The 25,757-nt window shown below is 69.9% G+C and carries 27 protein-coding genes; 9 read left to right on the top strand and 18 right to left on the bottom strand.

The features are described from left to right. Position 1: 1 nt before the first annotated feature. From ABI214_RS20445 to ABI214_RS20420, 6 genes are all read left to right on the top strand, one after another. Entirely contained in the window at positions 2 to 739 is a 738-nt protein-coding gene (locus tag ABI214_RS20445) for an SDR family NAD(P)-dependent oxidoreductase (RefSeq protein ID WP_348604295.1), read from the top strand. Between the two features lie 11 nt (positions 740 to 750). Beyond that, positions 751 to 1,071: a 2Fe-2S iron-sulfur cluster-binding protein gene (locus tag ABI214_RS20440; protein WP_348604294.1), complete on the top strand. Its 321-nt coding sequence runs from the start codon at positions 751 to 753 to the stop codon at positions 1,069 to 1,071. Positions 1,072 to 1,073: 2 nt separating this feature from the next. After that, positions 1,074 to 2,393, top strand: coding sequence for an NAD(P)/FAD-dependent oxidoreductase (locus tag ABI214_RS20435; RefSeq protein WP_348604293.1), 1,320 nt, complete (start codon positions 1,074 to 1,076; stop codon positions 2,391 to 2,393). Positions 2,394 to 2,399: 6 nt separating this feature from the next. After that, positions 2,400 to 3,047, top strand: coding sequence for an HD domain-containing protein (locus ABI214_RS20430; protein ID WP_408586185.1), 648 nt, complete (start codon positions 2,400 to 2,402; stop codon positions 3,045 to 3,047). Next, complete coding sequence (locus tag ABI214_RS20425; protein ID WP_348604292.1) at positions 3,044 to 4,531, top strand: aldehyde dehydrogenase family protein; 1,488 nt, start codon at positions 3,044 to 3,046, stop codon at positions 4,529 to 4,531. Before ABI214_RS20430 ends, ABI214_RS20425 begins: the two co-directional genes overlap by 4 nt. A gap of 109 nt (positions 4,532 to 4,640) precedes the next feature. Further along, the gene (locus ABI214_RS20420) at positions 4,641 to 6,374 is read left to right on the top strand and encodes a TIGR03767 family metallophosphoesterase (RefSeq protein WP_348611818.1); all 1,734 of its coding nucleotides are present in this window, start codon (positions 4,641 to 4,643) and stop codon (positions 6,372 to 6,374) included. Between the two features lie 52 nt (positions 6,375 to 6,426). Here the strand turns inward: ABI214_RS20420 and ABI214_RS20415 are convergent, their stop codons facing one another. After that, a complete protein-coding gene (locus ABI214_RS20415) occupies positions 6,427 to 6,981 on the bottom strand; it encodes a potassium channel family protein (RefSeq protein ID WP_348604291.1) in 555 nt (184 codons plus the stop codon). Positions 6,982 to 7,201: 220 nt separating this feature from the next. Between ABI214_RS20415 and ABI214_RS20410 the strand changes: the two genes are divergently transcribed. Further along, positions 7,202 to 8,581 (top strand): exopolyphosphatase, encoded by a 1,380-nt coding sequence (locus ABI214_RS20410; RefSeq protein WP_348604290.1) that lies wholly within the window; start codon positions 7,202 to 7,204, stop codon positions 8,579 to 8,581. Here ABI214_RS20410 and tsaD read toward each other — a convergent pair. The 8 genes from tsaD to ABI214_RS20370 all read right to left on the bottom strand — a co-directional run bounded on the left by tsaD (position 8,526) and on the right by ABI214_RS20370 (position 15,845). Continuing rightward, the gene (gene tsaD, locus ABI214_RS20405) at positions 8,526 to 9,566 is read right to left on the bottom strand and encodes a tRNA (adenosine(37)-N6)-threonylcarbamoyltransferase complex transferase subunit TsaD (protein ID WP_348604289.1); all 1,041 of its coding nucleotides are present in this window, start codon (positions 9,564 to 9,566) and stop codon (positions 8,526 to 8,528) included. The genes ABI214_RS20410 and tsaD overlap by 56 nt on opposite strands. A 5-nt stretch (positions 9,567 to 9,571) precedes the next feature. Further along, the gene (gene rimI / locus ABI214_RS20400; protein ID WP_348604288.1) at positions 9,572 to 10,042 is read right to left on the bottom strand and encodes a ribosomal protein S18-alanine N-acetyltransferase; all 471 of its coding nucleotides are present in this window, start codon (positions 10,040 to 10,042) and stop codon (positions 9,572 to 9,574) included. A gap of 8 nt (positions 10,043 to 10,050) precedes the next feature. After that, positions 10,051 to 10,707 (bottom strand): tRNA (adenosine(37)-N6)-threonylcarbamoyltransferase complex dimerization subunit type 1 TsaB, encoded by a 657-nt coding sequence (tsaB, locus tag ABI214_RS20395; RefSeq protein WP_348604287.1) that lies wholly within the window; start codon positions 10,705 to 10,707, stop codon positions 10,051 to 10,053. A gap of 26 nt (positions 10,708 to 10,733) precedes the next feature. Further along, entirely contained in the window at positions 10,734 to 11,234 is a 501-nt protein-coding gene (tsaE, locus tag ABI214_RS20390) for a tRNA (adenosine(37)-N6)-threonylcarbamoyltransferase complex ATPase subunit type 1 TsaE (protein WP_348604286.1), read from the bottom strand. After that, positions 11,224 to 12,318, bottom strand: coding sequence for an alpha/beta fold hydrolase (locus ABI214_RS20385; protein WP_348604285.1), 1,095 nt, complete (start codon positions 12,316 to 12,318; stop codon positions 11,224 to 11,226). Before ABI214_RS20385 ends, tsaE begins: the two co-directional genes overlap by 11 nt. Beyond that, complete coding sequence (alr, locus tag ABI214_RS20380; protein WP_348604284.1) at positions 12,315 to 13,490, bottom strand: alanine racemase; 1,176 nt, start codon at positions 13,488 to 13,490, stop codon at positions 12,315 to 12,317. The genes ABI214_RS20385 and alr overlap by 4 nt, the downstream gene beginning before the upstream one ends. Before the next feature lie 100 nt (positions 13,491 to 13,590). Beyond that, the gene (locus tag ABI214_RS20375) at positions 13,591 to 15,063 is read right to left on the bottom strand and encodes an NAD(P)H-hydrate dehydratase (RefSeq protein WP_348604283.1); all 1,473 of its coding nucleotides are present in this window, start codon (positions 15,061 to 15,063) and stop codon (positions 13,591 to 13,593) included. 2 nt (positions 15,064 to 15,065) lie between these two features. Further along, positions 15,066 to 15,845, bottom strand: a complete 780-nt coding sequence (locus ABI214_RS20370; RefSeq protein ID WP_348604282.1) for a VOC family protein — start codon at positions 15,843 to 15,845, stop codon at positions 15,066 to 15,068. 73 nt (positions 15,846 to 15,918) lie between these two features. Here ABI214_RS20370 and ABI214_RS20365 point away from each other — a divergent pair, with 73 nt between their 5' ends. After that, the gene (locus ABI214_RS20365; RefSeq protein WP_348604281.1) at positions 15,919 to 16,278 is read left to right on the top strand and encodes a plastocyanin/azurin family copper-binding protein; all 360 of its coding nucleotides are present in this window, start codon (positions 15,919 to 15,921) and stop codon (positions 16,276 to 16,278) included. A gap of 43 nt (positions 16,279 to 16,321) precedes the next feature. Here ABI214_RS20365 and glmS read toward each other — a convergent pair whose 3' ends face one another. Continuing rightward, positions 16,322 to 18,190, bottom strand: a complete 1,869-nt coding sequence (gene glmS, locus ABI214_RS20360) for a glutamine--fructose-6-phosphate transaminase (isomerizing) (RefSeq protein ID WP_348604280.1) — start codon at positions 18,188 to 18,190, stop codon at positions 16,322 to 16,324. Between the two features lie 67 nt (positions 18,191 to 18,257). Here glmS and ABI214_RS20355 point away from each other — a divergent pair, with 67 nt between their 5' ends. Further along, positions 18,258 to 19,142 (top strand): dienelactone hydrolase family protein, encoded by an 885-nt coding sequence (locus tag ABI214_RS20355; protein WP_348604279.1) that lies wholly within the window; start codon positions 18,258 to 18,260, stop codon positions 19,140 to 19,142. 1 nt (position 19,143) lies between these two features. Here ABI214_RS20355 and ABI214_RS20350 read toward each other — a convergent pair whose 3' ends face one another. From ABI214_RS20350 to ABI214_RS20315, 8 genes are all read right to left on the bottom strand, one after another. Further along, complete coding sequence (locus ABI214_RS20350) at positions 19,144 to 20,604, bottom strand: hypothetical protein (RefSeq protein ID WP_348604278.1); 1,461 nt, start codon at positions 20,602 to 20,604, stop codon at positions 19,144 to 19,146. After that, positions 20,604 to 20,909 carry an N-acyl-D-amino-acid deacylase gene (locus tag ABI214_RS20345; protein ID WP_348604277.1) on the bottom strand — a complete coding sequence of 102 codons (306 nt, stop codon included), beginning with the start codon at positions 20,907 to 20,909 and terminating at the stop codon, positions 20,604 to 20,606. The genes ABI214_RS20350 and ABI214_RS20345 overlap by 1 nt, the downstream gene beginning before the upstream one ends. Before the next feature lie 94 nt (positions 20,910 to 21,003). After that, positions 21,004 to 22,341: a phosphoglucosamine mutase gene (gene glmM / locus ABI214_RS20340; protein WP_348604276.1), complete on the bottom strand. Its 1,338-nt coding sequence runs from the start codon at positions 22,339 to 22,341 to the stop codon at positions 21,004 to 21,006. A 153-nt stretch (positions 22,342 to 22,494) separates the two neighbouring features. Then, positions 22,495 to 23,010: a 30S ribosomal protein S9 gene (gene rpsI, locus ABI214_RS20335; RefSeq protein WP_114718880.1), complete on the bottom strand. Its 516-nt coding sequence runs from the start codon at positions 23,008 to 23,010 to the stop codon at positions 22,495 to 22,497. Further along, entirely contained in the window at positions 23,007 to 23,450 is a 444-nt protein-coding gene (gene rplM, locus ABI214_RS20330; RefSeq protein ID WP_022597326.1) for a 50S ribosomal protein L13, read from the bottom strand. Before rplM ends, rpsI begins: the two co-directional genes overlap by 4 nt. Positions 23,451 to 23,623: 173 nt before the next feature. After that, positions 23,624 to 24,868, bottom strand: coding sequence for an ornithine--oxo-acid transaminase (gene rocD, locus ABI214_RS20325; RefSeq protein WP_348604275.1), 1,245 nt, complete (start codon positions 24,866 to 24,868; stop codon positions 23,624 to 23,626). 156 nt (positions 24,869 to 25,024) lie between these two features. Continuing rightward, positions 25,025 to 25,312, bottom strand: a complete 288-nt coding sequence (locus ABI214_RS20320) for a WXG100 family type VII secretion target (RefSeq protein WP_348604274.1) — start codon at positions 25,310 to 25,312, stop codon at positions 25,025 to 25,027. A 51-nt stretch (positions 25,313 to 25,363) separates the two neighbouring features. Further along, the gene (locus tag ABI214_RS20315; protein WP_348604273.1) at positions 25,364 to 25,681 is read right to left on the bottom strand and encodes a WXG100 family type VII secretion target; all 318 of its coding nucleotides are present in this window, start codon (positions 25,679 to 25,681) and stop codon (positions 25,364 to 25,366) included. Between the last annotated feature and the right edge of the window lie 76 nt (positions 25,682 to 25,757).

Raw genomic sequence — 25,757 nt, 5'->3', positions numbered from 1 at the left:
CATGCGAACCGTTCTGATCACCGGTGGCGCAGGCGGACTCGGCCGCGCATTCGCCGAAGGATTCGCCGACCGCGGCTACCGGGTGGCCGTCGCCGACATCGACGCCGACGGTGCAGAGGAGACCGCTCGACTGCTCCGCGAGCGCGGGGCCGAGGCGCTGTCGACCGCGGTGGACGTGACCTCGGTGGAGTCCACCGACGCGATGGCGGCCGCGGTCGCCGAGTTCGGTGGCGGCCACATCGACGTCCTCGTCAACAACGCCGCAATCTACGCCGCGGTGACCCGGTCCCCGTTCGAGGAGATCGACCCGGGCGAATGGGACCGCGTCATGGCGGTCAACCTCAAGGGTCCGTGGATGTGCGCGCGGGCCTGCAGCCCGTACCTGGCGGAGGGCGGGTCCGTCGTGAACCTTTCCTCCGCAACGATTCTCAGTGGATCGGCGCACTGGATGCACTACGTCGCATCGAAGGGCGGCGTCGTCGCACTGACCCGGGTGATGGCCAAGGAGTTGGGTTCACGGTCGATCACCGTCAACGCGATCGCTCCCGGCTTCACCCTCACCGAGGCGAGCTACGGACTGATGGAAGACGCCGAGAACTACGGCGTCGACCGCGGCGCGATCAAGCGGGCCAGCCGGCCCGACGACATCGTCGGAGCCGCGCTGTTCCTGACCGGTCCGGACAGCAAGTACATCACCGGCCAGACACTCGTCGTCGACGGCGGCCGACAGTTCATCTAGGAGGCGCAGCAATGCCCACAGTCACCTACACCGATCACGACGGCACCACCCGCGTCGTCGAAGGCGGCGTCGGCGACTCCGTCATGGAAGTCGCGATGCGCAACGGAGTCGCCGGAATCGTCGCCGAGTGCGGAGGCTCACTGTCCTGCGCGACGTGCCACGTCTTCGTCCGGCCGGACCAGTTCGGCGACCTGCCCGCGATGGACGACATGGAAGACGAGATGCTCTACGGCACGGCGGTGGACCGGCAGGACACCTCCCGACTGTCCTGCCAGGTCAAGCTCACGGACGGCATGGACCTGCACGTGGATACACCGGAAACACAGGTGTGACAATGGCTTCCGATTCTGCCCCCGCTACCGGCGGTGCCGACGGTGGACTGCTCATCGTCGGAGCGAGTCAGGCCGGCGTCCAGCTGGCCGGCTCGCTCCGGGCGCTCGGGTACGCCGCGCCGATCACGTTGCTGGGCGACGAGAACCACCGCCCCTACCAGCGGCCGGCACTGTCCAAGGAGTTCCTGCAGGGCCTGGTGTCCGCCGAATCGCTGATCTTCCGCAGCGCGGAATACTGGGACGAGCACAACATCTCGCTGGTCAAGGGTGAGCGCATCACCAGCGTCGAGCGCGGGCCCGACGGGTCGGGCGTCGCCGTCGCGGCGTCCGGCACGAGGTTCCCCTTCGATCGTCTGGCACTGACCGTCGGCGCCCGCGCTCGAACGATCGACGTGCCGGGCCACGACCTGGACGGGGTGCTGTACCTGCGCAACGCCGACGACGCCCTGGAGTTGCGCCGGCGCATGCCCGGCGCCACCGACGTCGTCGTCGTCGGCGGCGGGTTCATTGGGATCGAGGCGGCCGCGAGCGCACTGAAGATGGGCAAGAACGCGACGGTGCTCGAGGCCGGACCGCGCCTGGTCGGCCGGGCCGTCGGGCCGGAGACCTCCACGCATCTCCTCGAGGCACACCGCGAGCGTGGGATGCGAATCGAATTGGACGCCAAGGTAACCCGGATCGTGGGAGCAAACGGTGTCGTGACGGGCGTCGAGCTCGCCGACGGACGCGTCCTGCCCGCGCAGATCGTGCTCGTCGGCATCGGCGTCGTACCCAATGTCGAACTGGCTCAGTCGATGGGGCTCGTCTGCGACGACGGCGTCCGCGTCGACGAGTACGCGCTGGCCTCCGACGGCACCACCGTCGCCGTGGGTGACTGCGCGAACATGCCCAATCCCGTGCCGGGCGCAGACCCCGGCGACCGGATCCGCGTCGAGAGCGTCAACAACGCGATCGAACACGCCAAGATCGCCGCCTACTCGCTGACCGGCCGCCGCACCGAATACACCAGCATTCCGTGGTTCTGGTCGAACCAGGGCGATCTGAAACTGCAGATCGCGGGCCTGTCGACTGGATACGACACCACCGTCGCGCGCCGGGACGACGCGAAGGGCAAGTACACGGTCCTGTACTACCGCGCCGGACGCCTCGTCGCCGCGGACTGCATCAACAACCCGCTCGACTTCATGGCTGTGCGGAACGCGCTGGCGAAGGGCGCCCACATCCCGGCCGATCTCGCCGCCGATCCCGCGACGGCCCTCAAGACCATCACCACCGAGAGCGCGGATGTCCTCTCGGCTTCGACTCCACCCGAATCGAGGTAACGCGTCATGCGTACCCCCACCGCACACCCCATCGACACCTCGCCGATGGTCGTGGCGCCCGACGCCGGCACCGACCTGGACCCGATCTGGAAGTCGGTGGTACCCGAGTCCCGGGCCCGCGGCAACGACATCCACCTGCCCACGTCGTTCGCGTACGCCGAGCGCCTGTGCGACTGCTACCCGGAGGCGGACGCGCTCCTCGTCCGCGTCTCGATCCTGTTGCACGACACCGGATGGGGGCGTGTCGACGAATCGCGGATCCTCTCGGAGGGCTTCAGCGGCGACTGGCGCAAGGCCGCGATCCGCTACGAGCACGAGCGCCAGGGCTGCATCATCGCGCGCGAGGTGCTCCCGCCGCTGGGCTACGACGACGAGTTCGTCGAGCGCGTCTGCGAGATCATCGACGGCCACGACACGCGCCCGGACGCCAAGTCGCTCGAGGACGAACTGGTGCGCGACGCCGATCGGCTGTGGCGCTTCGCCCCCGTCGGCATCGCACTCGCCTCGTCCTGGTTCGGGATGACGCCCTCGGTGTACTGCGACCGACTCGAGAGCGAGATCCTGCCCGAACTGAAGACCGAAGCCGGATATCGGATCGCCGTCGCGGACCTCGATCGGTCCCGCGCGTTGTTGAAGACGGACGTGCTGCGATGACACCGACCGTGCCGAGCCGGGACCGGCGCGAGCTTCCCTACGCGCACGTCGACGATCTCTTCGTCGACGGCACCTGGGTCACGTCGACGAGCGACGGGCGCATCGACGTCGTCGACCCGGCCACCGAAGAGGTGTGGGGTTCGGTACCGAACGCCTCCGCTGACGACGTCGACGCGGCCGTCGATGCCGCCGACCGCGCCTTCCGCGGACCGGGGTGGTCGGAGCTGCGTCCGTCCGACCGCGCGCAGTATCTGCTGCGGATCGCGGACGAGATCGAGAAGCGGGCCGAGCTCATGTCGTGGACCACGACCCGGGAGAACGGCAGCCCGATCGCCGAAACCTCGGGCAGCGCAGCCAATGCCGCCGGCATCTTCCGCTACTTCGCGTCGCTGGCGCCGTACCTCGAGAGCGCCGATGTGCGGCCGTACCCCAACGGCCAGGGCACGACCGCCGTCTTCCGTGACCCGGTAGGGGTCTGTGCCCTCATCGCGCCGTGGAACTTTCCGATCAATCTCGTGGTCGCCAAGCTGGCGCCCGCACTGATGGCCGGCTGCACGACGGTGATCAAACCCGCCGAGTCCACGCCGCTGTCGATCCGGTTCGTCGTCGAGGCCGTCGCGGCCGCAGGCGTGCCCGCCGGGGTGGTGAACCTGGTGACCGGGACGGGCGCCGTGGGCGATCGCCTGGTGCGCCACCCCCTGGTCCGCAAGGTCGCGTTCACCGGGTCCACGGGCGTCGGCCGCAAGATCGCCGCGGCCTGCGGCGAACTGCTGCGGCCGGTCACGCTCGAACTCGGCGGGAAGTCGTCGGCGATCGTGCTCGAGGACGCCGACCTCGATGCCTTCTCGCAGGTGCTCATCCGCTCCTGCATGCGCAACACCGGCCAGACCTGCTACATCTCGACCAGGATCCTCGCGCCCGCGTCGCGCTACGACGAGGTCGTCGAGACCGTCACCCGGACCGTCGCGGCCGCAAAGCAGGGAGATCCCTTCGACGACGACACCGTCTTCGGACCGTCGGCGACGAAGGAGCAGTACGGGAAGGTCCTCGGCTACATCGCGGGTGCCCGCGCCGAGGGGGCCCGGGTCACCACCGGCGGCGACCGCGCCGACACGGACCGCGGATACTTCGTCCAGCCCACCGTCTTCGCCGACGTCACCGAGGGCATGACGATCGCCCGCGAGGAGGTCTTCGGACCGGTTGTCACGATCCTGCGGTACGACACCGTCGACGATGCCGTCCGGATCGCGAACGGCACCGAATTCGGTCTCGGTGGAATCGTCTTCTCCGCGGACGAGGATCGGGCCGCGGAGGTGGCACGCCGCATCGACACCGGATCGGTCGGGATCAACTTCTTCGCCTCCAACCACAGCGCGCCGTTCGGCGGACGCGGAGACTCCGGGCTGGGTGTCGAGTTCGGGATCGAGGGTCTCGACGCCTACCTCACGCCGCAGTCCGTCCACCGCCGGTCTCCCGCCCGGTGAGCGGGCGCCGGCGGCGGGAGCGCCGGCGTGACACGACCCACCCCCGTTCCGCCCAACGGGACACTGTGGGCGATCCGTCGCCTACAGTGTCCGCGTGGGTGAACATCAGGTGAACGGAATGAATCGGCGAACCTTCTTCGGAGCCGCGGGCGTCGGCGCCCTCGGAATCGCAGGACTCCCGCTCATCGGCGGTCGGTCGTGGAATCCGCTGGTGGGCCGGGCGATGGCCGCGCCGCTGCCCGCATCGATCGCCGGCACCACGCTCGAATCCGTCGCGGTCCCCCTCGGCACGAGCGGCTACCGCCGCCTCACCGCCGGACCCGGCTGGCCGCTGGTCGTCCGAAACGACCTCGCGGAGGCCAAGTCCGGCCGCGAGGACCGCCGCACGGCGCTCGCGTCGATGGTCCAGCTCACCGACGTCCATGTGGTCGACGCGCAGTCGCCCACGCGTTTCGAGTACGTCCACCCCTTCCAGGGCGCCGCGTTCCGCCCGCACGAGACCATGACCACCCAGGGCCTGGTCTCCCTGATCGATCGGGTGAACGCGCTGCGGATCGGTCCGCACACCCAGCGCGAGTTCGACGCGGTGATCACCACCGGCGACAACACCGACAACAAGGAGTTCGTCGAGCTGGGCTGGTTCCTCACGGCCCTCAACGGCGGCACCTTCACCCCCAACACCGGCGACCCCACTCGCTACGAGGGCGTGCAGAACTCGGGTGCCGACCTGTATTGGAACCCGGAGTCGTCGATCCAGGACATCTACAAGAAGGCCGGATTCCCGGAGATCCCCGGCCTGCTGACCGCCGCGCTCCAGCCCGTCACCAGCCCCGGTCTGAACACCAAGTGGTACTGCGTGTTCGGTAACCACGACGACTCCGTCGAGGGAACGCTCCCGAGCGGCATCCCGTTCCTCGAGCAGATGTACACGGGCGACAAGAAGTTCGAGGTGCCGGACTCCGCCGACCAGGCGGCGCGCATCTCGAGCGCCATGAGTTCCGACCCGACGGCCCTGCTCAACCTGCTGTCGGCGATCACCACCCCGCCGCGCACCGTCACGCCGGACGCGGGCCGCAAGCCGTTCACCCCGCGCGAGTTCATCGCCGCGCACCTCGACCCCGCCGCCACCGGCCCCGGCCCGATCGGCCACGGCTTCGCCCCCGACGCCGACGAGAGCGGCATCGGCTACTACACCTTCGAGATCGCGCCCGGCGTGATCGGCATCAGCATGGACTCGACCAACCGCGCCGGCCTGGTCGACGGCTCGCTCGGCGAGGAACAGTTCAAGTGGATCGAGCAGACCCTGCTGGCCGGCAGCAGCAAGTACTACGACACCAACGGCGCCCTGATCACGCAGGGCCGCGCCGACACCTACTTCGTCCTGTTCAGCCACCACACCAGCACGACGATGGCGAACACCCTCCCGGACCCCGAGCGCCCGCTCGAGCCCCGGATCAAGGGCGCACAGCTGGTGGATCTGCTGCACCGCTTCCCGAACGTCCTCGCCTGGGTCAACGGCCACACCCACGAGAACCGGATCACCCCGCAGGTCGGACGGACGCCGGAGCAGAGCTTCTGGGAGATCAACACCGCGTCGCACATCGACTTCCCGCAGCAGGGCCGCATCATCGAGGTGGTCGACAACGCGGACGGGACCGTCTCGCTGCTGACGACGCTGATCGAGGCCGACAGCCCGCACCAGGTCGACTACGACGACTTCTCACCCGCGGGCCTGGCGTCGATGTACCGGGAGTTCTCGTTCAACGACATCCACGCCGACCCGAAGCTGCTCGGCGGATCGCCGGACCACAACGTGGAACTGGTGCTCGCGACGCTGCGCTAGATCACCCCGGGAAGCTGAACCGGGTCTGCTCGTCAGGCTGCAAGGCCCGTCGTCACGCGTCCTCGTCGGACGCGTCACGACGGGCCTTGCCCCACTTCACGGCCTGGGTCAGCAGTTTCACGACCACGGCCAGCATCACCAGGTTGCCGACCATCATCACGCTCACGATCAACCGCGCCGTCTCGTCGACCGCGACGATGTCGCCGAACCCGACGGTCGCGAAGACCGTGAGCGTGAAGTAGAGCGCGTCGATCCGGCTGAGCGGTTCGCTGAACGCGTTCGGATCCACCTGCCCGAGCAGGAAGGTCGCGGTCGCCGAACCCAACAGATACACCGGCAGCGTCACGGCAAGCGCCTCGGCCGCACGCAGCGCCGGCGTGGGCGAGCGAACGATCTGACGCACCTGCCAGAAGCACAGCGCCGCAACGAGCAGCAGCCCGCCGACGAGGATCACGACGGCCCCCGCATTCGACAGGCGGTCCATCGGGAGAGCGAAGTAGGCGACCACCAGCAAGACGACGGTGAGGAAGGGCCGCAGCAGCGCGAGCCGCAGCAGTCGACGCCGCTCGTGCCGGTCCAGCCCTCGAAGCGGGTCGCCGTCGGACATTTGCCCCTCGCTTCCGCAGTCCCGCTGGCACAGCGGTCAGCCCGTTCTACCGCGAACACTCTACGTGACCTGCGACGACACACGGTACCGAGCGGCGCCGGACGCAGGTCTGTAACATTCAGATAACGACGCCGATGGCTGGAGGGGAGGAACCGCAGCTTCCGCTGCGTCCGGAGCCAGACCCCGAACAGTTCCTCGAGACCGCAACGGGAGGTGGACAGTGCGCAATTCGCTCGGGATTTCCGCGGGCTCTGCCGGAGTGTGCAGCGCACTCGTCACCACCGACGACACCGGCAGCCAATCCGTCGAGTACCGGACCATCTCCGCAGACCTGGACACCCACTCCGACGTCGGGGACCTGGCACTGTCCGCCATCGGGCTCATGACCACCCAGGTTCCCGACCGTAGGATCGAGCCCGACGCGATCGCCGTCGCCTACCGCACCGATCGCCAGGCCGCGGCGGTGCGATCCGCGGCCAAGACGCAACGCCAGGCGATTCGACTCGTGCCCGAGACCTTCGCCACCCTCGCCTACCTGCGGAGCACCGGACTGGTCGATCGGTACGACTGCGTCGCGATCGCGGACCTCGGCGCATCCGGGCTCACCGTCACGATCGTCGACCCGGCCGACGGCACCGTCAGTTTCAGCGACCGCACCTCCCGCGTCCGCGGTGAGACCGCCACCTCCGGACTCACCAACGGGATCGGTTCCCGGGTGGCGAAGTTCGTCGCCGACACCATCAGCCACGCCGATCGTCAGCCCGCCGCCGTCGTCGTGGTCGGTGGCGGCGGAAACATCCCCGACGTCGGCAAGGGTCTCGACGCCGCCTTCGACTGCGCGGTCATCGTCGTGCCCGAGCCCGAGGCCGCCACCGCCAAGGGTGCGGCGCTGCTGGCCGGATCGAATGCCCGACAGCAGTTCCCGGTGGTCACGGGGTCCGGCAGCCGCCTGTCCGCTCCCCTGATCGCGGCCTTCGTGCTGGGCGCTCTGATCGTCGGTTACGGCGTCCAGCAGATGATCCCGAACAGCGCGGAGAACTTCTCCCCCGCCGGCAGCCTCGTCGATACACCCAGCGAAAGCGCAACCTCCACCGTCGACTCCACGCCCTCCCTCGTGCAACCCGAGGAGACCGGGATCCCGTCCGTCGACCCGACCCCGACCTCGACGGTCCCGGCGCCCTCCGCGTCGGTGCCCCCGTCGACGTTCGCGACCACGACGCCGACCGTCACGACCACGTCACCGGCGCCGCCGCCGTCCAGCACCACACCCGAACCGCCGGAGACCACGAAGCAGGCGCGGCCGTGGATCCCGCCTCGGTGGCCGGAAGAGCCGAGCTGGCTCCCGGAGGATGCGACGCCGCCTCGGCTGCCGGGCTTCGACGTGCCCAGCTTCGACGTGCCGGACTTCGGCGATCTCGAGGATTTCGGCGACTTCGACGGACCTCACCGGCGACCGGACACGAGGCCGGGTTTCGCTCCGCCCCGACTACCGGACGTCCTTCCGGGTTTCGCCGGACCGAAGCCTCCCGAGCGCCGCTCCGCCGTCAGTCCCGGACCTGACTCACCGACACCGGAAGCCCCGGATTTGTCGCCGAGCTGAGCTGCGACGGCTGCGCGCCGCCCGCGATGAGATGGGCGCCGAGCGCGGCGATCATCACGCCGTTGTCCGTGCACAACCGCGGGCTCGGCACACGCAGCGTCAGACCCGCGGCCGCACAACGCTCCTCCGCGAGCGAGCGGATCCGCGAGTTCGCGGTCGCACCACCGCCCAGAACCAGCGTGTCCACGCCCACGTCCTGAGCCGCCCGCACTGCCTTCATCGTCAGCACGTCCGCGACGGACTCCTGGAAACCCGCGGCCACGTCGGCGACCGGAACCGGTTCGCCCGCACGCTGCTTCGCCTCGACGAACCGCGCGACCGCGGTCTTGAGCCCCGAGAACGAGAAGTCGTGACGTGCGTCCCGCGGACCGGTCATTCCACGAGGGAACGTGATGGCGTCCCGGTCGCCCTGCTGCGCAAGGCGATCGAGCGCGGGGCCACCCGGGAAGCCCAGGTCGAGCAGCCGAGCGACCTTGTCGAACGCCTCACCGGCCGCATCGTCGACGGTGGTGCCCAGCTCGACGATCGGTTTGTGCCCCAACTCCTCCACGTGCAGGAGGTGCGTGTGGCCGCCCGAGACGAGCAGCGCGACACACGGAGGCATCGGGCCGTGCTCGATGGTGTCGACAGCGACGTGGCCGCCGAGGTGATTGATCGCGTAGAACGGCACGCCCCACGCAGCCGCGTACGCCTTGGCCGCGGCGACGCCGACCAGCAGCGCGCCGGCGAGACCGGGTCCGATCGTCACCGCGATCGCGTCGGGCTTGTCGATCCCCGCGGACGCGAGTGCCCGCTTCATCGTCGGAACGATCGCCTCGAGATGCGCACGCGAGGCCACCTCGGGCACCACACCGCCGTAGCGGGCGTGCTGGTCGACGCTCGACGCCACCTCGTCGGCGAGCAGTTCGCAGCGGCCGTCACCGAGCCAACGAACGATGCCGACACCGGTCTCGTCGCACGAACTCTCGATACCCATCACGATCATGTCCGTCACTCCTTACCCGGTGCCGGGCGGCACATCGTGAATGCGTCCGCGCCGCTCGGCTGGTAGTACCGCTTCCTGGTGCCGACGATCTCGAAGCCCTCCCGCCGGTACAGCGCGATCGCCGGTTCGTTGTCGGTGCGGACCTCGAGGAACACCGGCCCGCCCCACTTGTCCGCCACCCGCAACAGCTCCGCGAGCAGTGCGCCGCCGATGCCGCCACGCTGCGCTGCCGGGTCGACGCCGATGGTGTGGACCTCGGCCTCCGGGTTCACACTCGTGCCCAGCAACGCGACCCCGGCGTAGCCGATGAGTGCGTCGGCCTCGTCGCGGGCCGCGAAGTAGTGGTTGTGGCCGCCCGCCAGCTCCGACCGGAACGCCTGCGCGCTCCACGGGTCGTCACCGGGGAAGAGGATCTGCTCGAGCTCCGCGCAGCGGTCGGCGTCCGCGTCGATCATCGGGACGATCCGAATGCTCATGCCCGTGGTCATTTGCGACGGTCCGCCAACTCCACCGCATCGGGTCGACGCAGGTACAGGGGCACCAGCGGCTCCGGCTCCACACCGACGCGCAGTGCCAGCGCCGCGACCGACACCAGACCGACCGGCGACGGCGTCTCCGCCGGCTCGACCGGCAGGTCGAACATGTCCACGTGCGACGCCGAACCGGCGATCACCTCCGACGGTGCCGCGTCGAGCTCCGACGGCTTGACCACCTCGGGACCCTCGACGCGCCGGCCGCCCGAGTAGCGGGCCCAGTACACCTCACGACGACGGGCGTCGGTCACCACCAACAGGTTCCGGTCACCCGCGACGTCCGCCGCGATCGCATCGAGGCTGCACACGCCGTGCACCGGGATGCTGAGCGCGTCACCGAACGCGGCACCGGTCGCCATCCCGACACGCAGGCCGGTGAACGGACCCGGACCCACCCCGACAACCACGGCATCGAGATCCGCAGGGGTGTGGCCCGACTCGGCGAGGCATTCGAGGATCTGCGGCGTCAGGACCTCTGCGTGCGCGCGGGCGTCGACGGTGACCCGCGTCGCGAGCGCCCGCGGGGCACCGGACTCGGATTCCCGGTCGAAGTGCACGACGCCCGCGGTGACCGCGGGAGTGGAGGTGTCGATGGCAAGCACAAGCACGGTAGTCCAGGCTACTCGGCCTGCCGTTACGTGCTGGACACCCACTCCCAACTGGCGGTGCGGACGTCGGATTCGGGTTCACGGCGCAGCCGCACCCGCAGGTGCCGGTCGGCCAGATGCTCCACGACGCCCTCACCCCACTCGACCACCACGACCGCGCTCGCGAGATCGGTGTCGAGGTCGAGTGCATCGAGCTGGTCGTGCATGTCCACAGCAGCATCGGCGGCCGCCGCCTCGTTCAATCGATACGCGTCGACGTGGACGAGCGCGACGGGGGCGCCACCGTCGGGTCGGGTGCCCGGTCGATGCTCGCGGGCGATGATGAACGTCGGCGACGTCACCCGGCCCTCGACGCCGAGACCGGCCGCGATGCCACGGGTCAGCGCGGTCTTGCCGGCCCCGAGAGGGCCGTCGAGCACGACGAGGTCGCCTGCCACCAGGCCGCGCGCCAGCGCGCGGCCCAGCGCCTCGGTGTCCTCCGTGGTGGGCAGCGTCGCACTGCCGCCGGTACGTGTGTCAGCCGACATCGGTCTGCTCCAGTTCGCCAGCCGGCGCTGCATTCTCGCGGTTCTCGCGGCTCGACACGGCGCGCCGGACCAACCGATCGATCGCATCGGAGGTTACCTGCGGGAACTCGAGCTCGACGAGATGGCCTGCGCCGCGAACCCGCACCAGCTCGGCCCGGGGCAGCGCCGCCGCGAGCGACCGCGAGCTCGGGAACGGAATGATCATGTCGGTGTCCCCGCACAGCACCAGCGCGGGAGTGTCGGCCAGCACCGGCAGCGCCTCGGATTCGTCGTGCAGTTCCAGGGATTCGAGGAAGTTGACGATCGTCACGACAGAGATGTCGTTGAGCATGGCCTCCGAAAACGCCACGAGCCGCGGGCTCACCTCGGTGCCGTACGACGCGGCCCGCAGGATCGGCGAGATGATCGCCCGCGCCGCGCCCCGTGCCTGCTGCACCATGCCCGGGGCGGTGCGCACCGCGAGCCGGAACGCGTCGATCACCGGGTTGTTCAGCGTGCGGCCCAGTCCCGACTTGTTGAGGCCGGCCGCCGTCGTCGCGAGCAACCCGACGCCGATCACCTTGTCGTCGAACAACTCCGGGAACTGACGGGCCATCGCCAGGATCGTCATGCCGCCCATCGAATGACCGACCAGCACCACCGGACCCGACGGCGCGACGGCGTCGATCACCGCCACGAGGTCGCGCCCCAACTGCGCGATGGTGCAGCTCTCGGGGTCCGGCATGCCGGACTCGCCGTGACCGCGCTGGTCGTAGAACACCATCCGAGCCGAGTCGCCCCACACCTGCTCGAGCTGTGTGCGCTGGAAATGCCACGACTCCATCCGCAGGCAGTACCCGTGCACGAAGATCACGGTCAGCGGCGCGTCCGCCGGGCCCACCTCGCGGACCAGCAGCGGCACGTCGTCCTCCGCCGGGACCACCCGGGTGCGATCACGGCGCATGAGTTCGAAGTCCTCGGATCCGTAGATCTCGGGTCCCCGCCGCGTCGTCGCGGCCTTCACCACGTTCAGTCCCGCGAGCGTGCCGATCGCGGCGACCCCCGCCACTCCTCCGAACAGGCCGAGCCTGTTCAGGAGGTTCACGACGTACCGCCCGGTCCTCCGACGTACGTGCGGACCGTCCGACCCCGCACCGAGGTGACCACCTCGTAGTGGATGGTGTCGAGGGCGTCCGCCCACTCCTGTGCGTGCGGTTCGCCGTGTTCGCCGTTACCGAAGAACACCGCGGTATCGCCCTCGCGGACCCCCGCGCCGTCCGGTCCGAGATCGACCACGAGCTGGTCCATGCAGACCCGGCCGATGCCCGGACGGCGGTCGTCGCCGAGCCACACGTCGAAGCGTCCACCCAGCGCACGCGGGATTCCGTCCGCGTACCCGACCGGCAGCAGCGCCACCGTCGTGTCGTGCGGGGCGACCCACGTGTGCCCGTAGGACACGCCGTCGCCTGCTGCCAACTTCTTCACCAGAGCCACCCTCGATCGGAACGTCATGACCGGCCGCAGGCCGAACGTCCCCAGATCCGGAACCGGAGACAGTCCGTATATCGCAATTCCGGGCCGAACCATGTCGAATCGCAGGTCGGAGCGGGTGAGGGTGGCTGCCGAGTTCGACAGATGCGCCGCCTCCGGCACCAGACCGAGGCGCTTCGCGTCGGCCAGCGCGCCGGTGAACCGTGCGCGCTGCTCGTCGATGACCGGGTGGTGCGGCTCGTCGGCGTGCGCAAGATGCGAGAAGACGCCCTTGAACCGGACGGCGCCCTCCGCCTCGACGCCCGCGAGGTCCTTCAGGAAGTCCGTCCATTCCTCGCGGGAGACGCCGTTCCGGTTGAGACCCGTGTCGACCTTGACCGTCACGGTCGCCGTGGTCCCCACTCGCCGGGCCGCCGCGACGACGGCCGCGAGGTGCCGCGGCGACGACAACCCCAGCTCGACCCCCGCAGCGATCGCCGGGGCGAAGTCGGAGTCGGCCGTGTGCAGCCACGACAGGACGGGCGCGGTGATCCCGGCGTTCTTGAGTTCGAGGCCCTCGGCGAGCGTCGTGACGCCCAGTTCGCGGGCGCCGGCCGCCAGCGCGGCCCGCGCGACTGGGACCGCGCCGTGGTTGTACGCGTCGGCCTTGACCACCGCCATGACCGCGGCGTCGCCGGCGTGCTCGCGCAGGATGCCGATGTTGTGTGCCACCGCGTCGAGATCGATCACCGCTTCGGCCTGGGGCGCCGCCGCCGGCGGCGGGGTATCCGCAGCGGTGGCGCTCATGGTCTCAGGGTCGGTGTCAGGCTCCTGCGCGGTAGTGGTCACGGCATTCGATCCTGCCACTCATCGGGGCGAAACCGTCCTGCGGGTACAACCCGACCAGTCACGATTCGGGTACATGCGAGCTCGGGAAGACGCGCAGGATCCGAATCGCGGACCGCAGGTGCGCGAGAAGCGTCGATGCGGAGATCGGCGCGAGCCCGGCATCGCCGACCTCCTCGGCGCCCTCCCGCGCGCCGAGATTGGCGGCCAGCGAGTGCGCTCGCGCGCCCGCCGCTGCGGCGAGCGCCGGTTCGAGCCCCGTCGCCATCAGCGCGCCGACGATGCCGGACAGCACGTCGCCCGAACCCGCCGTCGCCGCCCACGACGCGCCCGCGTCGTTGACGTGGACGCGACCGTGCGGATCGGCGATGACGGTCGCCCGACCCTTGAGCAGGACCGTCACACCCCACTCCGCCGCCAGCGCCCGCGTTGCCGCGACCCGGTCCGGGACGGGTGCGACCCGCGTGAGCCGCGCGAACTCACCGGCATGCGGGGTCAGCAGGGTCGGGGCGTTGCGCCCGCGCAACTCGTGCACCAGATCGGAATGCTCGGCCAGCAGGTTGAGACCGTCCGCGTCGACCAGGACCGGCACGTCGGCCGCGAGAATCGTCCGCAGTTCCTCCCGGGCGTCGGCGTCGGAACCGAGCCCCGGGCCGACCACCCACGCCTGCACCCGCCCGGCCGACGCGGGCGACGGCGCCGCCACCACCTCCGGCCAGTGCCCGACCACCTCGGCGGCGGCGCGACCCGCGTAGCGGACCATGCCCGCGGTCGACGTCACTGCTGCGCCCGACGTCAGCACCGCCGCGCCCGGATACCGCGCGCTGCCCGCGACGACTCCCACGACGCCTTGGGTGTACTTGTCGTCGGAGGCGCGCGGAACCGGCCACAACCGACCCACCTCCGCCGGGTCGAGCGCGGTCATGTCCGGATCCGGCAGCTCCAGACCGATCGGCACCAGTTCGACCCGCCCGCACCGGGCACCGGCGAGCACGTGGACAGGCTTGAGCGCGCCGAACGCGACCGTCACGGCGGCCGTGACCGCCGGGCCGTCGACGTCACCGGTGTCCGGGTCGACGCCGCTGGGCAGATCCACCGCGACGATCGGCGCGTCCAACTGCGCCACGATCGCGGCCGCGGCGGGACGCAACGGCCCCTTCCCGGAGATCCCGACGATGCCGTCGAGCACCAGGTCCAGATCGCCCGGGTCGGGTGACACGCGTCCGCCCGCAGCCGTCAACGCCGCGAGACCCGCTGCATGCGCGCGAGCCGGATCGAGCAGCACCGCGGTGACCGCCGCCCCACGGCGGCGGAGCATCGCCCCGGCCCACAACGCGTCGCCGCCGTTGTCGCCGGAACCCACCAGCAGGGTGACGTTGCGACCGGCCACTCCCCCGGTGCGTGCCCGCAACTCGTCGGCCGCGACCCGCGCCAGCCCGTACGCCGCCCGCCGCATCAGCGTGCCCTCGGGCAGGCTCGCGAGCAACGGCGCCTCGGCGGCCTTGACCTGCGTCGTCGTGTAGTAGTCCCGCATGTCTATTCGGCCGCCACCTGTCCCGCGATCATGAACAGGGCGCCGTTCGGATCCGCGACCTGGGCCATCCGGCCGTGCTCGGAGTCCCACGGTTCGCGCACCACGGCGCCGCCGAGCTCGGTGACCCGGGCGACGGCGTCGTCGGTGCTGTCCACCTGGACGAACATTTGCCAGTGCGACGGCACCTCCGCCGGCAGCGCCTTGCTCGCATCGAAGATGCCGGCCAGGTCGGCACCGTCGAACCGTCCTGTCGAATAACGGAATTCGTCGGTGTCGCTGAGCGTCGCGAGTTCCCAGCCGAAGACGTCCCGATAGAACGGCAGGGCCGCGTCGTAGTCCTTGGTGACCAGCTCGAACCACGCCGGCGCACCAGCCTCGCCGATCACCCCGAAGCCCTTGTGCTCGGCCGGCTGCCACGCACCGACCGCACCACCGGACGGGTCGCTGAACAGCGCCATCCGCCCCTGCGTCGGCACTGTCATCGGCTCCATCATCACCTGGCCGCCGGCACCGATGACCGCCTTCGCGGTGGCGTCGGCGTCGGCCGTGGCCAGATACGTCGTCCACACGTCGACATACGGATTGCCCGGCTGTCCGGCCATCAACCCGGCGACGGGCTTGCCATCCGAGAAGAACATCACGTAGCCGCCGTACTCCTCACCGGACGACTCGTGGGTCCAGCCGAAGAGATCGTCGTAGAACGCGGCGGCACGGTCGACATCGGAGGACTGCAGATCGATCCAGCACGGAGCGCCGACTGGCGCAGAATCACGGGTGGGCATGACAACTCCTCGCACGGTTCGAGGTCGGGAAGGTACCGAAGGGCACACTCGTGCTCAGACTACGCTGAAACCCATGAAGACACGCGTGAGCGCGCTGATTGCCGGAATCGCTTTGGCCGCAACCATTTCCGGATGTTCGACCGACACCGCAGCCGACGCGCCGACCGACTCGGACAAAGCTCTCACGGTCCAGGTCGCCAACATGGCGTACACGCCGGCGTCCGTCACGATCTCCGTGGGCCAGACCGTGACGTGGGTGTTCGACGACCGCGGCACCCCGCACGACGTCGTCGGACTCGGCGACGCGAAGTCCGTCCTGCGCAGCCCGCTGCTGACCTCGGGTACGTGGGAGTTCACGTTCACCGCGCCCGGCACCTACAACTACACATGCTCGCTGCATCCGGACATGCTCGGTGTGGTCAACGTGATCTGACCTGGCGTCGGACCACCGACCACACCGAGCAGTCGCCGGACTACTACTCGACCGTGACGGACTTCGCCAGGTTCCGCGGCTTGTCGACGTCCAGGCCGCGCGCCTGGGCGACCTCGGCCGCGAACACCTGCAGCGGCACCGTCGACAGCAGCGGCTGCAACAGCGTCGGCGCCGCCGGGATCTCGATGAGGTGATCGGCGTGCGCGCGCACTGCCTCGTCGCCCTCCTCGGCGATCACGATCGTCGTGGCACCACGAGCCTTGATCTCCTGGATGTTCGAGACCAGCTTCGAGTGCAGCACCGCGCGCCCCTTGGGCGACGGCATGATCACGATGACCGGCAGCCCCTCCTGGATCAGCGCGATCGGACCGTGCTTGAGCTCGCCCGCCGCGAAACCCTCGGCGTGCATGTACGCAAGCTCCTTGAGCTTGAGCGCACCCTCGAGCGCCACCGGGTAGCCCACGTGACGACCGAGGAAGAGCACCGCCGGGGACTGCGCGAACTTGCGCGCGAGTTCCCGCACCGACTCCACTTTCTCGAGCACCCGCGCCACCAGGTCCGGCATCGCGGCCAGGTCGGCGTACTCACGCGCGACCTCGTCGGGGTACTTGGTACCCCGCGCCTGCGCCAAGGCCAGTCCCACCAGGTAGTTCGCGGTCACCTGGGCGAGGAAGGCCTTGGTCGAGGCGACGGCGATCTCCGGACCGGCCCGCGTGTAGAGAACCGCGTCGGCCTCGCGCGGGATCTGCGCGCCGTTGGTGTTGCAGATCGCGAGCACGCGCGCCTTCTGGTCCTTCGCGTGCTTGACCGCCTCGAGCGTGTCCGCGGTCTCGCCGGACTGCGAGATGGCGACGACGAGCGTCGACCGGTCCAGCACCGGGTCGCGGTAACGGAACTCGCTGGCGAGCTCGACCTCGACGGGCAGCCGCGTCCAGTGCTCGATCGCGTACTTGGCGAGCAGCCCCGAGTGGTACGCGCTGCCGCACGCGACGACGAAGACCTTGTCGACGTCGCGCAGTTCCTGATCCGACAGACGCTGCTCGTCGAGCACGATGTGCCGGTCGACGAAGTGCCCGCGCAGGGTGTCGGCGACCGCGTCGGGCTGCTCCTGGATCTCCTTGAGCATGAAGTAGTCGTGGCCACCCTTCTCGGCGGCCTGCAGGTCCCAGTCGATCCGGAAGGCGCGGGTACGGTCGCTCGCATCGTTCCCGAAGAAGTCGGTGACCGAGTAACCGTCGGCGGTGATGACCACGACCTGGTCCTGGCCCAGCTCGATCGCATCGCGGGTGTGCTCGATGAACGCCGCGACGTCCGAGCCGACGAACATCTCGCCCTCGCCGACACCGACGACCAGCGGCGTCGACCGGCGGGCCGCGATGATCATGTCCGGGTGGTCGGCGTGCGTGAACACGAGCGTGAACGCGCCCTCGAGACGACGCAGCACCGACAGCGCGCTCTGCAGGAAGTCGCCCTTGGTGCGCCCCTCCTCGTACGCGCGGGCCACCAGATGGACTGCAACCTCGGAGTCGGTGTCGCTCAGCAGGTCGACCCCGGCGGCCTCGAGTTCGGCGCGCAGCGGCGCGAAGTTCTCGATGATGCCGTTGTGCACCACCGCGAGCTTTCCGCTCGCGTCGCGATGCGGATGCGCGTTGCGGTCGGTCGGCTTGCCGTGCGTCGCCCAGCGGGTGTGTCCCATGCCGGTGGTGCCGACGAACGTGTCGCGGCCGACGTCGTCGAGTTCGGCCTGCAGGTTGGAGAGACGTCCGGCCTTGCGCTCGGTCTTCAGCACACCTTCGCCGTCGAGGATGGCGATGCCCGCGGAGTCGTAGCCGCGATATTCCATTCGCTGCAACGCCTCGACCACGACCCCCAGAGCCTGGCGGTGGCCTACGTAACCCACGATTCCGCACATGGTTCACCAGGGTACTTGGACGACCGTGCGGAGCGAACTCGGTCTGCTATCGGATAACGTCACAACTGTGGCGCAGACACCGAAGTCCCTGGTATCCAAGCTGTCCAAGCGTGGCCCGCACCGGGTTCTGCGCGGAGACCTCGCGCTCGCAGGCCAGCCGGGGGTGGTCTACACCCCCGCCGAGGGCTTCAATCTCCCCGCCGTCGCGTTCGCCCACGACTGGCTGGCCGGCGCCGCGAACTACGCCGATACGTTCCAGCACCTCGCCTCGTGGGGCATCGTCGTCGCCGCTCCGAGCACCGAACGCGGCCCCGTCCCCTCGCATCTCGGACTGGCCGCGGACCTCGGTACCGCCCTCGACATCTGCACGGGCGTGCGGCTCGGCCCCGGCCGGATCAGCGTCCACCCCGAGCGCGTCGCCTTCGCCGGTCACGGCATGGGTGCCGGCGTGGCCGTCCTCGCCGCCGCGCAGCAGGCCCGCGCGAAGGCGGTCGCCGCGCTGTTCCCGGCTCCGACGGCGCCGTCCGCGGTCACCGCGGCGGCCCGGGTCGAGGTGCCGGGGCTGATCCTCGCCGCCGCGAAGGACGTCGATTCGCTGAACAGCGATGCCCTCGCACTCGACGACGCGTGGAAGGGCGAGAGCCTGCTCCGCGTCGTCGACAAGGGCTCGAGCACGGGACTGGTCGAGGGCCGACGGCTGCTCGGTTTCCTCGGGGTCGGCGGCGCCGAGCGCCGGACGCAGCACGTGACTCGTGCGCTCCTCACCGGGTTCCTGCTGCGACACCTCACCGACGACAAGACGTACGCCGCGTTCTCGGATCCCGACGCCCACTTCCCCGGCGCCCATCCCGTGACGCGGGAGGACGAGGAGGGCGGCGAGCACACGGCCGACCCGCGGGACGCCGCCGCGCACCAAGCGGGCGCCCAGATCAGCCAGCTCCTGAGCCACTAGCTCACAGCGGTCCCGCCTCGGCGATCTCGACCCCCGCTCCGTCGGGTGCCGCTCCGTCGGGTGCCGGCGGCTCCGACCCCAACTCGGCCAGCGCCGGTTCCGCCGCGCCGCCTCTGCCCGTCGGCGGGCGCGCGCCGAGCGCCGGGTGTGCCGGCGGGGGCACCGCGGGCACACAGGACTCGACCGGCGGTTCCGTCGGCTGGAGTTCCACCGATTCCGGTTCCGAGGGTTGCTCCGTGGGGAGGTCCGCGGCCGGGAGTTCCTCTACCGGAGAGGGCATTTCGGACTCGGGCTCAGGCTCGGGGCAGTCGTCGTCGACGGTTGGTTCCGCGACAGACACCGGCGGTACTGGCGGCGGGGCGGACGCCGGGTACTCCTCGGGAACCGGATCGCGGCCCGCCGGGGCACCGTCGCAGCAGGGCTCCCGATCGAGGTTCAGGCTGCACCCGGCACCGGCCTGCTCGGTCGGCTCCGCCGCCGCGGCCGCCTCCCGGACGAGGTCACCGACCGTGTCGACCACGGCGAGCGCGACGTCCGCCACCACACCGACGATCGCACCGACCGCCCGCACGGTGCCCTCGACGACGAGACCGTCGAGGGCGAGTGATCCGCCTCCCACGAGCGAACCGGGCGTCGGAGACACCGGTCCGACACCGGGCGGTGCGCCGAGACCGGTCAGGCTCGTGCCGCCGGCCGGCGACGTCGTCCCCACCGCCCCGCCGGGGACGACGCCGGCCGGAGCCGCGGGCGATTCACGGCAGACGGCGGGCGGGGCGGCAGTCGGGCCGCCACAGTCCCCGACGACCAGCGGGCCGGGAACCGGAAACGCGCTGTCGTCGATCTGCCCGAATACGCACGCGAGATTCCGGTAGGCGTCGTCGACCGCCGTCGCCGTCGCGTCGCACAGCGCCGTGAAGGCGCTCACCGTGTCCCGTACGTGCGGGAGGAACAGATCCGTCAGCGAGTCCGCACACGCCGCGCCCGACATCGCCGTGTCGATCTGTTCCGGCGTGAGGCCTCCGGCCCGGGACGCATCGCGCGCGCCCACCCAGTCCGCCTTCCGCGTCACGGCCTCGCGCAGGGTCCTCGAGGTCTCGACGAGCGCGCACCGCACCTCGGCGACGTTGCTGCCCACCAGATCCGCCCGCGCGAGGTGCGCGCCCAGATGCTCGCGCGCGCGATCGGCATCCGCACCGGCCCACGACTCCTCGAGAGCTTGAACCACGGCATCCTGGTCGTCGAACCGATCGTCGAGGTCGGCCGCCACCCTCGTCAGCACCTCGATGTCCGCGTCCAGCGCGCCGAGATCGATGCCCCGCTGCTCGAAGTAGCGTGCCTCGACGTCCTCGTACGTGGGCAAGCGGTCGCCCGTCGCCGACCGCTCGGCGACGGCGGCGGCGCGGGGCAGGTAGAGGGCGAAGTATCGGAGGACGGCCGCGCCGGCGTCGAGGATCGTCTCCACTACGGGCCACCGAGTACGACGACGTTCCCCGCCGTCACCGCGTCCTGACGGTCGTAGGCGTCGGCGGTGGCGGTGAGCGCCCGGCCCGTCGCGTCGGACGCGACGGCCCACGCCCCGATCGCGCGGGCCAACCGCAGGTAGCCCTCGCGAATGGCCCGCTCCCGGGCGGCGGTCCCGGCGCCGACCGGCCCGAACGCGCACGCGGCCACCGCATGCGCAGACTCCCCGAGTGGCACCGCTTCCGCCTGCAACGCACGCGCCGCCGCCCGCACCCTCGCGACATCGATCGAGACCACGTCTGCCATCGGTTCCGCCCTTCGCGCTGTCGATTCGGCTCCTTCGTCCTCTTCGACGCACACGGCGGCCCAACGGTTCCGTGAGGTTCCGGGCCGTCTCCGGTTAGGCGGACGCCACCTTCTCCGCGAGGGTCTCGGCGATGCGCTGGGCCGTTTCGGCGTCCGCGGCCTCGACCATCACCCGCACCAGCTGCTCGGTTCCCGACGGACGCAGCAGAACCCGTCCGGTGTCGCCGAGTTCGGACTCCGCCGCACCGATCGCGGCCTGGACCTGCGGCGCCGCCGCGACCGCCGCCTTGTCCGCGACGCGGACGTTGATCAGCACCTGCGGCAGCGACGTCATCGCGCCGGCGAGCTCCGCGAGCGAACGGCCGGTCACCGCCATGCGGCCCATCAGGCGCAGGCCGGTGAGGACGCCGTCACCGGTCGTTCCGTGGCCCGGCAGCACGACGTGGCCCGACTGCTCGCCGCCGAGGCTGAATCCGCCCGCGCGCAGTTCCTCGAGCACGTAGCGGTCACCGACCGCCGTGGTCCGCACCGAGATCCCGGCCTGGCGCATCGCGATGTGCAGTCCGAGATTGCTCATCACCGTCGCGACGAGCGTGTTGTCGACCAGCTCACCGGAATCGCGCATGCCGATCGCGAGGACGGTCATGATCGCGTCACCGTCGACGACGGCACCGGTCGCGTCCACCGCGAGGCATCGATCGGCGTCCCCGTCGTGCGCCAGGCCGATGTCCGCGCCGTGTTCGACCACCGCGCGCTGCAGCGCCCCGAGGTGTGTCGATCCGCAGCCGTCGTTGATGTTGAGGCCGTCCGGCTCGGCGTTGATCGCGATCACCGTCGCGCCGGCGGCGCGGTAGGCCTCCGGGGCAACCGTGGAGGCGGCGCCGTGCGCGCAGTCGACCACCACGGTGAGCCCGTCGAGGCGGGTGTCGAGTGCGCCCGCGAGGTGGGCCAGGTAACGGCTGGTGGCGTCGAAGGCGACGTCGACCCGGCCGATGCCCGCGCCGGTGGGACGACGCGTCGGGCCGGCCGTGATCGCGGCCTCGATGCGGTCCTCGATGTCGTCGTCGAGCTTGTGCCCACCGGCCGCGAAGATCTTGATGCCGTTGTCGGGCATGGGGTTGTGCGATGCGGAGATCATCACACCGAGCGCGGCGCCGTACGCACCGGTCAGGTAAGCGACCGCCGGCGTGGGCAGGATTCCGACGAGGATCACGTCGACACCGGATGCGGTCAGTCCTGCAGTGACGGCGGCCTCGAGCATCTCGCCGCTCGCCCTCGGGTCTCGGCCGACGACCGCGAGGGGCCGCTCCTTCTCGGAGCCCTGCTGAGCGAGCACCTCGGCCGCAGCCGCGGCCACCTTCAAGGCCAGCTCGGCGGTCAGCTCGGCATTCGCCAAGCCCCGCACGCCGTCCGTGCCGAACATACGACCCATGTGAATCCGATCCCTCGCAATCCGGGTTGTCGATCCGTAAGCATCCAGGTAAAGCACGAAAGCAGGCGTCCGGTAGCGAAGAGCTCTACGAACGCCTGCTCTCGTGGAAGAACAGGTGCCGGAGCCGACACGGATGTCGGCTCCGGCGACACATCAGCGCTTGGAGTACTGAGATGCCTTGCGGGCCTTCTTCAGGCCGTACTTCTTACGCTCGACGGCGCGAGCGTCACGCGTCAGGAAGCCGGCGCGCTTGAGCGCGGGGCGATCCTCGGCGGTGACCTCGATCAGAGCGCGGGCGATGGCGAGACGCAGCGCGCCTGCCTGACCCGAGGGGCCGCCACCGGTCAGGAGGGCGGTGATGTCGAACGACTCGGTGCGCTCGACCATGACCAGCGGAGCCTTGATGAGCTGCTGGTGCACCTTGTTCGGGAAGTAATCCTCGAGGGTGCGGCCGTTCAGCTTGAACTCACCGGTGCCGGGGGTCAGACGGACGCGGACGACCGCCTCCTTACGACGGCCGACGGTCTGAACCGGACGATCGATGACGATCGGAGCCTGCGGAGCAGCCTCGTACGACTCGACGACCTCGGTCTCGGTGGTGTACTCCGAGACGTCGTCTGCCACGGCCTCGACAGCCTCGACGGCCTCGTTGAAGTCTTCGTTGCTCACTGGGCGACCTGCTTGATCTCGAACGGCACCGGCTGCTGCGCGGCGTGGGGGTGGGTCGGGCCTGCGTAGACCTTCAGCTTGCCCGCGATGGCGCGGCCCAGCTTGTTCTTCGGGAGCATGCCGGTGACGGCCTTCTCCACCAGGCGATCGGGGTTCTTCTCGAGAACCTCGCCGACCGAACGGGACTTCAGGCCACCCGGGTGTCCGGAGTGGTGGTACAGGAACTTGTCCGTACGCTTGTTGCCGCTGATGGCAACCTTGTCGGCATTGATGATGACGACGAAGTCGCCGCCGTCAACGTGCGGTGCAAAGGTGGGCTTGTGCTTGCCGCGGAGCAGGTTGGCTGCCTGCACGGCAAGGCGACCGAGCACCACGTCAGTGGCGTCGATGACGTGCCAGGTACGGGTCACGTCTCCGGCCTTCGGGGAATACGTAGGCACAGAACTTCCTCGTCTGTTCGTTTCTGCTGCTGACCGGGCGTGCAGCACGGTCCGTTCCCGGCGGCCAGTTGAGACCCGGGAACGACTTCTCACCACGCACGAGAGCGAGGCGAGAGACGGCACGCCGACGTAGAACGATACCGGCTCGGGTCGACCAGGGTCAAAAGTGCCCGCTATCCAGCGAGCGCGTCCGCGAGGCGTTCGACGGCCCACGTCAGGTCCTCACGACTGATCACGAGCGGCGGCGCGATCCGGATCGTGCCCTCGTGGGCGTCCTTCGCGAGAACCCGCCGGGCCAGCAGGCGCTCGCAGATCACGCGGGCCGGCGGCTGCCCTTGCGTCAGCTGGACGCCGGCCCACAGGCCCCGGCCGCGCACCTCCGCCACCCGGTCGGCGGGCAACTGTCCCAGCATCTCGTGCAGGTACGCCCCGAGTTCTCGGCTGCGCCGCTGGTAGATGCCGGTCTCGAGGAGGCGGACGACGCCGCTGCCGACCGCGCATGCCAGCGGGTTACCCCCGAACGTGCTGCCGTGCTGGCCCGGATGGATGACGTCCATGACATCGCGATCGGCGACCACGGCGGACACCGGGACGATCCCGCCGCCGAGCGCCTTCCCCAGGATGTAGACGTCGGGGACGACGCTCTCGCGGTCGCACGCGAACGTGTCCCCGGTCCGGCCCAGTCCGCTCTGGATCTCGTCGGCCAGCATCAGGATGCCGTGGTCGTCGCACAGCCTCCGCACACCCGCGAGGTAACCGTCCGGGGGCACCAGGACACCCGCCTCGCCCTGGATCGGTTCGACGAGAACCGCGACGGTGTTGTCGGTGATCGCATCCGCCAGCGCGACGAGGCTGCCGTACTCGACCGACGGGAATCCCGGCGGGAACGGACCGAAGCCACCGCGCGCGTCCGGATCCGACGAGAAACCGACGATCCCGATCGTGCGGCCGTGGAAGTTGCCGGCGCACGTGACGATCTCAGCCCGGTCGTCGGGAACACCCTTGACGTCGTAGCCCCACTTACGCGCGAGTTTGAGCGCGGTCTCCACGGCCTCCGCGCCGGTGTTCATCGGCAGCACCGCATCCTTGCGGCACAGCCGGGCGACGTCGGCACAGAACTCGGCGAACCGGTCGTGCTGGAATGCGCGGCTGGTGAGCGCGAGCCGACCGATCTGCACGCGCGCGATCTCGACCAGTTCCGGGTGGGAGTGGCCGAAGTTCAGCGCCGAGTAGCCGGCGAGCACGTCGAGATAGTCGATGCCGTCGATGCCGCGCACCCAGGCACCGCAGCCCGACGTGATCACGACCGGGAGTGGGCTGTAGTTGTGCGCGCTGCGCGCGTCGGCCCGCGAGAGTTCCGCCGTGGTATCGGCCGTGACCGGCACGAGTTCCGCATCGAGGTGATGTCCAGCCGTCATATCGTCCGCCTCCCGGCTCGGCGCCACGCGCCACCGCTTTCGGGTCAGGCCAGTATCCGCCGACCCGCAGTCGGCGGCAATCGTTCTCGGGGGTGGATACGCGTGTGCCCCGACGGCTCTCCTCCGTCGGGGCACACGCTGTCTGGCGTAGTAGGACTACGTCTGCCAGCTGTTGGCAGCGGCGGTGTTCACCTGCTGCATGTCCGCATTGCCCTGCCCGACGACACGACCGACGGCATCGAGAATCTGGTTGAGCTCGAGCGCCGACGAGTCCCACTGGGCCTGCTGCGCCTGGTAGGCCTCGGAGGCCGAGCCCTCCCACTCCGCGACCATCGGCGCGATGTGGGCCTTGAGGTCGTCGAGCTTGCCGTTCATCTCGGCCTGGATCTGATCGATCCGAGCCTTGAGCTGCTCGATCTGCGCGAACGAATAACGCATGGTCATGACTGACTGCTCCTGTCGGTACTGGTCTGGGAATTCGGGCGATCGAGATGATCAGCCCATGTTCAGGCTGCTCGCGACGTTGTTGAGTGAGCTCGTGTGATCCTGCTGCGCGGCGTCGTACGAGACGCTGTTCGACTTGATGTTCTCGCTGATGTTCTGGAGTGCCTGATTGAGCTTGGTCGAGTTGGCGTCCCACCCCTCCATGAGGTTCTGGAACGCGATGGCTGCGGAGCCCTCCCAGCCACCACGGATAGCGTCGACCTCGCCCTTGAGCGTGCTCAGCAGACCCTGGATCTCACTCCGCACGTCGCTGACGCGACGCGAGGTGGCCTCCATTGTCTCGACGGTGGTCTTCATCTGATCGCTCACTTCGACTCCTTCGGATGCACTCGGATGCGCTCGGCATCGTCGTCCCACTTCCGCGTCCCGCCACCGATCCCCCCAG

It is taken from the genome of Prescottella soli (genome assembly GCF_040024445.1).
In the GTDB taxonomy this organism is placed as follows: domain Bacteria; phylum Actinomycetota; class Actinomycetes; order Mycobacteriales; family Mycobacteriaceae; genus Prescottella; species Prescottella soli.
Note: the sequence above shows the minus strand (reverse complement) of the source record. Positions and strands in the feature narration are given on the sequence as shown.

Coding starts and splice junctions, on each gene's coding strand:
- ABI214_RS20445 (WP_348604295.1), top strand. CDS start 2: ATGCGAACCGTTCTGATCACCGGTGGCGCAGGCGGACTCGGCCGCGCA.
- ABI214_RS20440 (WP_348604294.1), top strand. CDS start 751: ATGCCCACAGTCACCTACACCGATCACGACGGCACCACCCGCGTCGTC.
- ABI214_RS20435 (WP_348604293.1), top strand. CDS start 1,074: ATGGCTTCCGATTCTGCCCCCGCTACCGGCGGTGCCGACGGTGGACTG.
- ABI214_RS20430 (WP_408586185.1), top strand. CDS start 2,400: ATGCGTACCCCCACCGCACACCCCATCGACACCTCGCCGATGGTCGTG.
- ABI214_RS20425 (WP_348604292.1), top strand. CDS start 3,044: ATGACACCGACCGTGCCGAGCCGGGACCGGCGCGAGCTTCCCTACGCG.
- ABI214_RS20415 (WP_348604291.1), bottom strand. CDS start 6,981: ATGTCCGACGGCGACCCGCTTCGAGGGCTGGACCGGCACGAGCGGCGT.
- tsaD (WP_348604289.1), bottom strand. CDS start 9,566: ATGATCGTGATGGGTATCGAGAGTTCGTGCGACGAGACCGGTGTCGGC.
- rimI (WP_348604288.1), bottom strand. CDS start 10,042: ATGAGCATTCGGATCGTCCCGATGATCGACGCGGACGCCGACCGCTGC.
- tsaE (WP_348604286.1), bottom strand. CDS start 11,234: ATGTCGGCTGACACACGTACCGGCGGCAGTGCGACGCTGCCCACCACG.
- alr (WP_348604284.1), bottom strand. CDS start 13,490: ATGAGCGCCACCGCTGCGGATACCCCGCCGCCGGCGGCGGCGCCCCAG.
- ABI214_RS20375 (WP_348604283.1), bottom strand. CDS start 15,063: ATGCGGGACTACTACACGACGACGCAGGTCAAGGCCGCCGAGGCGCCG.
- ABI214_RS20370 (WP_348604282.1), bottom strand. CDS start 15,845: ATGCCCACCCGTGATTCTGCGCCAGTCGGCGCTCCGTGCTGGATCGAT.
- ABI214_RS20365 (WP_348604281.1), top strand. CDS start 15,919: ATGAAGACACGCGTGAGCGCGCTGATTGCCGGAATCGCTTTGGCCGCA.
- glmS (WP_348604280.1), bottom strand. CDS start 18,190: ATGTGCGGAATCGTGGGTTACGTAGGCCACCGCCAGGCTCTGGGGGTC.
- ABI214_RS20345 (WP_348604277.1), bottom strand. CDS start 20,909: ATGGCAGACGTGGTCTCGATCGATGTCGCGAGGGTGCGGGCGGCGGCG.
- glmM (WP_348604276.1), bottom strand. CDS start 22,341: ATGGGTCGTATGTTCGGCACGGACGGCGTGCGGGGCTTGGCGAATGCC.
- rocD (WP_348604275.1), bottom strand. CDS start 24,868: ATGACGGCTGGACATCACCTCGATGCGGAACTCGTGCCGGTCACGGCC.
- ABI214_RS20320 (WP_348604274.1), bottom strand. CDS start 25,312: ATGACCATGCGTTATTCGTTCGCGCAGATCGAGCAGCTCAAGGCTCGG.